The 5,627-nt window shown below is 65.2% G+C and carries 7 protein-coding genes; all 7 read left to right on the top strand.

Annotated elements, in window-relative coordinates; all coding sequences use genetic code 11:
* Positions 1-1,024 (top strand): aspartate aminotransferase family protein (locus ABIR74_RS01995; RefSeq protein WP_348174938.1); only part of this gene is annotated, 1,024 nt, incomplete at its 5' end.
* Positions 1,014-2,039, top strand: coding sequence for an ABC transporter ATP-binding protein (locus ABIR74_RS01990; protein WP_348174937.1), 1,026 nt, complete (start codon positions 1,014-1,016; stop codon positions 2,037-2,039). The genes ABIR74_RS01995 and ABIR74_RS01990, both read left to right, overlap by 11 nt.
* Positions 2,036-3,238, top strand: a complete 1,203-nt coding sequence (locus tag ABIR74_RS01985) for an extracellular solute-binding protein (RefSeq protein ID WP_348174936.1) — start codon at positions 2,036-2,038, stop codon at positions 3,236-3,238. Before ABIR74_RS01990 ends, ABIR74_RS01985 begins: the two co-directional genes overlap by 4 nt.
* 132 nt (positions 3,239-3,370) lie before the next feature.
* Positions 3,371-4,138 carry an ABC transporter permease gene (locus tag ABIR74_RS01980; protein WP_348174934.1) on the top strand — a complete coding sequence of 256 codons (768 nt, stop codon included), beginning with the start codon at positions 3,371-3,373 and terminating at the stop codon, positions 4,136-4,138.
* A complete protein-coding gene (locus tag ABIR74_RS01975; protein ID WP_348174933.1) occupies positions 4,138-4,971 on the top strand; it encodes an ABC transporter permease in 834 nt (277 codons plus the stop codon). The genes ABIR74_RS01980 and ABIR74_RS01975 overlap by 1 nt, the downstream gene beginning before the upstream one ends.
* Before the next feature lie 71 nt (positions 4,972-5,042).
* Positions 5,043-5,198, top strand: a complete 156-nt coding sequence (locus ABIR74_RS01970; RefSeq protein WP_348174932.1) for a DUF1059 domain-containing protein — start codon at positions 5,043-5,045, stop codon at positions 5,196-5,198.
* Positions 5,199-5,365: 167 nt separating this feature from the next.
* The coding region (locus tag ABIR74_RS01965; RefSeq protein WP_348174931.1) for a nucleoside deaminase at positions 5,366-5,627 on the top strand (262 nt) is incomplete at its 3' end.

Below are 5,627 nucleotides of genomic sequence, written 5' to 3'. Positions count from 1 at the left end.
CGTCTACGAGCCGTACGTCGAGGTCTGCCGCCGCCTGGCCGAGCTCTCGCCCTGCGCCGGCGAGCAGCAGAAGTCGCTGCTCGTCAACTCGGGCGCCGAGGCCAACGAGAACGCGGTCAAGATCGCGCGCTCTGCAACCGGCCGGCCCGCCGTCGTCGTCTTCGATAACGCCTTCCACGGCCGCACGCTCCTCACGATGACGATGACCGCCAAGGTCAAGCCGTACAAGGCGGGCTTTGGGCCTTTCGCACCCGAGGTCTACCGCGCACCGGTGCCGAACCCGTACCGCGGAGTCACGACCGATGACGCGATCGCCGGCCTGAAGCAGCTCTTCAAGGCCGAGGTCGACCCGGCGTCCGTCGCCTGCGTCGTTCTCGAGCCAGTGCAGGGAGAGGGTGGTTTCCTCACGATGCCGACCGACTACCTGCTGCGCCTGACCGAGATTTGCCGCGAGAACGGCATCCTCTTCGTCGACGACGAGGTGCAGTCCGGCGTGGGGCGGACCGGGAAGATGTGGGCGATCGAGCACCACGCGGGCGTTGAGCCCGACCTGCTCGTATCGGGCAAGTCGATCGGCGGCGGCCTGCCGCTCGCCGCCGTAACCGGCCCCGCCTCGATCATGGACGCGGTGCCCGCCGGCGGTCTCGGCGGCACGTTCGGGGGCAACCCACTCTCGTGCGCCGCTGCGATCGCAGTGCTCGACGCCGTTGCCGATCCCGAGTTCCTCGAGCAGGCGACCGCGCTCGGCGACACGATGCGCGCGCGCCTCGAGCGCCTCGCGGCCAAGCACGACGCGATCGGAGAGGTTCGCGGTCTCGGGCCGATGCTCGCGTTCGAGATGGCCGAGCAGTCCCCCGACCAGGCGGCCGCGATCGTCGCAGCGGCCTTCGAGCGAAACCTACTTCTGCTCGCGTGCGGGATGTACGGCAACGTGATTCGGTTGCTTGCTCCGCTCACGATCGAGCAGGAGGTACTGGACGAGGGACTCTCGGTACTGGAGGATGCTCTGGCTGTTGCACTCTGAGCTCCCCGATATCCGACTCACCGGCCTGCGGAAGACGTACGGTGACGTCGTCGCCGTTGACTCCGTCGACCTCGAGATCGCGCGAGGTGAGTTCTTCACGCTGCTCGGGCCTTCGGGATCGGGCAAGACGACAACGCTCCGCATGATCGCCGGCTTCGAGATCCCAACCGCCGGAACGGTGGAGCTCGCTGGCAAGGACGTCTCGCGTTTGCCCCCGTACGATCGGCCCGTCAACACGGTGTTCCAGGACTACGCCCTGTTCCCGCACATGACGGTTCAGGAGAACGTCGCCTACGGCCTGATGGTGAAGAAGGTGCCGAAGGCCGAGCGACAGCAGAGGGCGACCGACGCTCTCGCGGTGGCGAGGCTGGAAGGGTACGGCGATCGCAAGCCGGCGCAGCTGTCGGGAGGTCAGCGCCAGCGTGTCGCGCTCGCGCGCGCGATCGTGAACAACCCGCAGGTCCTCCTCCTGGACGAGCCGCTCGGCGCGCTCGATCTCAAGTTGCGTCAGGAGATGCAGATCGAGCTGAAGCGCATCCAGCGCGAGGTCGGGATCACGTTCGTCTACGTGACGCATGACCAGGAAGAGGCGCTCACGATGAGCGACCGTGTCGCGGTGTTCAACAAGGGCCGGATCGAGCAGATCGGGCCGCCAGCCGAGGTGTATGAGCACCCGACGAGCGAGTTCATTGCAGGATTTGTCGGCGTCTCGAATGTGATCGAGCGGGACGGGCGCCGTTACACGGTTCGGCCGGAGAAGATCCAGATCGTGGCCGAGGGCGAGCGACCCCGTGAGGGGTCGCATGTCGAGGAGGGAACTGTCCGCGACGTTCAGTACGTCGGGCCGGTGACGAGGTACCACGTCAGCCTCGATCGGGGTGGCGAGCTTCAGGCGCTCGCGCAGAATCTCGAGGAGACCTCGGGGGACGTGTTGGCAGCACGCGGACGCCGCGTCAGACTGGAGTGGCGTCCAGGGCAGGAATCGGAAATCGTCGAACGGGAGGGAATGGAATGACCGAACGAAGAAAGCGGCTCGGTCTGCGGGCCGGGATGCTCGTGGTCGTGGCAATTCTGGCGATCGTGGCCGCGGGGTGCGGTGGCGACGACGAGAGCAGTGCCTCTCAGATCGAGGGGCTTGGTTCGACTCTCGAGGAAATCCAGGCGAACGCCAGGGAAGAGGGCGAGGTCAACGTCGTCCAGTGGGCAGGGTACGCCCAGCTCGTTGACGAGTTCACGGCGGCAACGGGCTGCAAGGTCAACACGAAGGACGGCGGCAGCTCCGACGACATGATCTCGCTGCTCCAGACGGGCGAGTACGACGGCGTCTCGGCATCGGGCAACGCGAGCGTTCGTCTGATGGCGACCGGTGATGTAGCACCCGTCAACACCGACCTGATCCCGAACTACGCCGACGTGCAGGAAGGGATCAAGGGCCAGTCGTACAACTCGCTCGACGGCGAGCCGTACGGGGTGCCTCACGGCCGCGGCCCCAACTACCTGATGTTCCGCAACGACATGGTGCCGGCGGACACGAACTCCTGGAACGTCGTCTGGGAGGACGATCAGCTCGAAAAGTACAAGGGCAAGATCTCGATCTACGACGACTCGATCTTCATCGCCGATGCTGCGGTCTATCTCAAGGCGACGCAGCCCGACCTCGGGATCGACAACCCGTACCAGCTCAACGAGGAGCAGTTCAACGCTGCCGTTGCCCTGCTCAAGAAGCAGGCACCGTACGTCGGTGAGTACTGGCCCGGAGATGTCGCCAAGCAGATCGCGTCGTACACGAACGGTGACAGCACGGTTGGAACGACCTGGCCGTACCAGTACGTCCAGCTGACCGCGGCGAAGCCCCCCGTTGCCGTCACGGCGATCAAGCCGAAGGAGGGCACGACGGGTTGGTCAGATACGTGGATGGCCTACTCGAAGGCAGCGAACCCGAACTGCATGTACCTCTGGATGGATCACATGATCTCGCCCGAGGCGCAGGCAGCGGTGGCAGAGGGCTTCGGGGAGGCGCCGGTCAATCTGAAGGCCTGCGAGCTCACCAAGAACCAGAATCACTGTGCCGAGTACCACGCAGATGACGAGGACTGGTGGAAGGACGTCTACTACTGGACGACGCCGGTCGAGGACTGCGGGGACGATGACGACGGCACAACGTGCAAGACGCAGGAGGACTGGAAGACCGCCTGGACCGAGATCAGGGGCTAACCACTGAGCTCGGTCGTTCACGTCGAGCCGCCGCCCAGGGGATCCCCGGGGCGGCGGCTCTCGACGTTCTTCTTCCGTCACCCGCGGCTCCGGCTTGCTGCGCTCCTCGCGCTGCCGTTCAGTTGGCTGCTCGTGGTCTACTTCGGCTCGCTGTTCGTGCTCCTGCTCTCCGCATTCTGGGACACGAACTCGTTCACCGGTGAGATCGTGCACACATTCACGTTGGAGAACTTCCAGCGGATCTTCGAGCAGCCGGTGTTCAGGGATGTTGCCTGGCGGACGATCCAGATGGCCGTCATGGTCACGCTGGCCGACATCGTCCTTGCCTTCCCGATCGCCTACTACATGGCGAGGATCGCCTCGCCCCGGACGCGCAACCTGCTCGTGATCGCGGTGCTGATGCCGCTGTGGGCGAACTACCTCGTCAAGGCGTACGCCTGGCGCACGATTCTCTCCGACGGCGGGATGATCAACTGGGTGCTCGAGCCGATCGGTCTGAGCTTCGACGGGTACTCGACGGTCGGGCTCTGGCTCGTGTTCACGTATCTCTGGTTGCCGTTCATGATCTTGCCGATTTACGCGGGTCTCGAGCGCATTCCCTCGTCACTGCTCGAGGCGTCGGCCGATCTCGGGGGGCGCTCGTTTACGACCTTTCGCAAGGTGATCCTGCCGCTGGCGTTCCCTGCGGTCGTCGCGGGCTCGATCTTCACGTTCTCGCTCACGCTTGGCGACTACATCGCCCCGGGGCTGATCACGAGCGAGCAGTTCATCGGAACGGTGATCTACAACATCCGGAGCCAGGCGCTCCCGACGGCCGCTGCCTACTCGTTCGTGCCGATCGTGATCGTCGTCGGTTACCTCCTCGTGGCGCGCCGCCTCAAGGCGTTCGACTCCCTCTGATGACGGAGTCGCGCACTACCCGCCTTCTACTCCGACTCGGTACTTCTGCCACGCTCGTGTTCATCTACGTGCCGCTCGCCGTCGTCGGGCTGTATGCGTTCAACGAGAACGTAACCCAGAAATGGCCGATCGAGAACTACAGCACGAAGTGGTTCTCGGTCGCGTTTCACGACGAGAAGGTACGGGAGGCGCTTCAGCTTTCCCTCGTAGCCGGCCTCGGCGCGACGGCGATCGCGCTCGTGCTAGGGACGCTCGCCTCGATGGCCGTCGCCCGCTACAGGTTCTTCGGAAGGGAGGTGATCACGTTCGCGGTGATCCTCCCGATCGCGCTTCCCGGCATCGTCACGGGCCTCGCGCTCCAGGCGACGATCGTCGACGTGCTCGGGCCGCTCGGCTTCTCCTTCGGCCTCTCCACGATCATCATCGGCCACGCGACCTTTTGCGTCGTTGTCGTCTACAACAACGTGATCGCGCGCATGCGCCGGACGGCGGGATCGCTGGACGAGGCTTCGGCCGACCTAGGCGCAGACTCCTGGCAGACGTTTCGCTACGTCATGCTCCCGCAGATGCGAACGGCGCTCCTCGCTGGCGGCTTGCTCGCCTTCGCGCTCTCGTTCGATGAGGTGGTCGTGACGATCTTCACATCCGGTGCGCAGCAGACGCTCCCGATCTGGATCTTCGCGACGCTTTCTCGCCCGGCGCAGCTGCCGATCGTCAACGTCGTCGCACTCTTCGTGATCGTCATCTCCGTGATCCCCGTCTGGTTCGCGCAGAAGCTCGCCGGTGGCAACGAGCGTGACACCGCGAAGACGGCGGCGGTCGCCGAACCGTAGCGTGGCGTCCGCGTTGTCCGGTCGGCTCCCGCGGAGTAGTCTCGGAGGTCATCGATCAGGAGGAGGCCCTCGTGAAGGTTGTCCATTGCCCGTGCGGCACGAACGTCGAAGGCGAGACCGACGATGCGTTGGTCGAGAACGTCCAGGCGCACATCGCCGCCGACCACCCCGATCTCGTCGGCAAGTACTCGCGGGAGCAGATCGTGGAGATGGCGCACGACCACTAGCCGAAGCCCCTGCCCCGGGGGAGGGTGACAGCCTCCCCCGGTAGGGCTCGCCGAATGCCGGAGGATGTTACGGCACGCCAGGTACTCGATCGACGGCGACGCGCCCAGGTCGGCTGTCTTGACGGCACCAGCGCTCGGGATCGAGATTGTCGACTAGCGTTTGCCGCGTGAACCTGCCCGACGAGCAGCATCTCCTCGCCGCGATCGAGCTCGCTCGACGCTCGCGCGGAAACGGCAACCATCCCTTTGGTGCATTGCTCGTCGATGCAGCGGGAGAAATCGTCCTCGAGGCTGAGAACACCGTTCTGACCGAGAGCGACTGCACGAATCACGCCGAGCTCAACCTCGTGCGGGCCGCAAACCGTCGGTTCGACGAGGCGAGTCTCGTCGGGTGCACGCTCTACGCGAGCACGGAGCCGTGCGCGATGT

The sequence above is a fragment of the Gaiella sp. genome (assembly GCF_039915195.1).
Lineage (GTDB): Bacteria > Actinomycetota > Thermoleophilia > Gaiellales > Gaiellaceae > Gaiella.
The sequence above is the reverse complement of the archived record's forward strand: the minus strand, read 5'-3'. Positions and strand labels throughout refer to the sequence as shown.

Excerpts from the sequence above, each read along its gene's own strand:
- ABIR74_RS01985 (WP_348174936.1), top strand. The coding sequence starts at position 2,036 with ATGACCGAACGAAGAAAGCGGCTCGGTCTGCGGGCCGGGATGCTCGTG.
- ABIR74_RS01975 (WP_348174933.1), top strand. The coding sequence starts at position 4,138 with ATGACGGAGTCGCGCACTACCCGCCTTCTACTCCGACTCGGTACTTCT.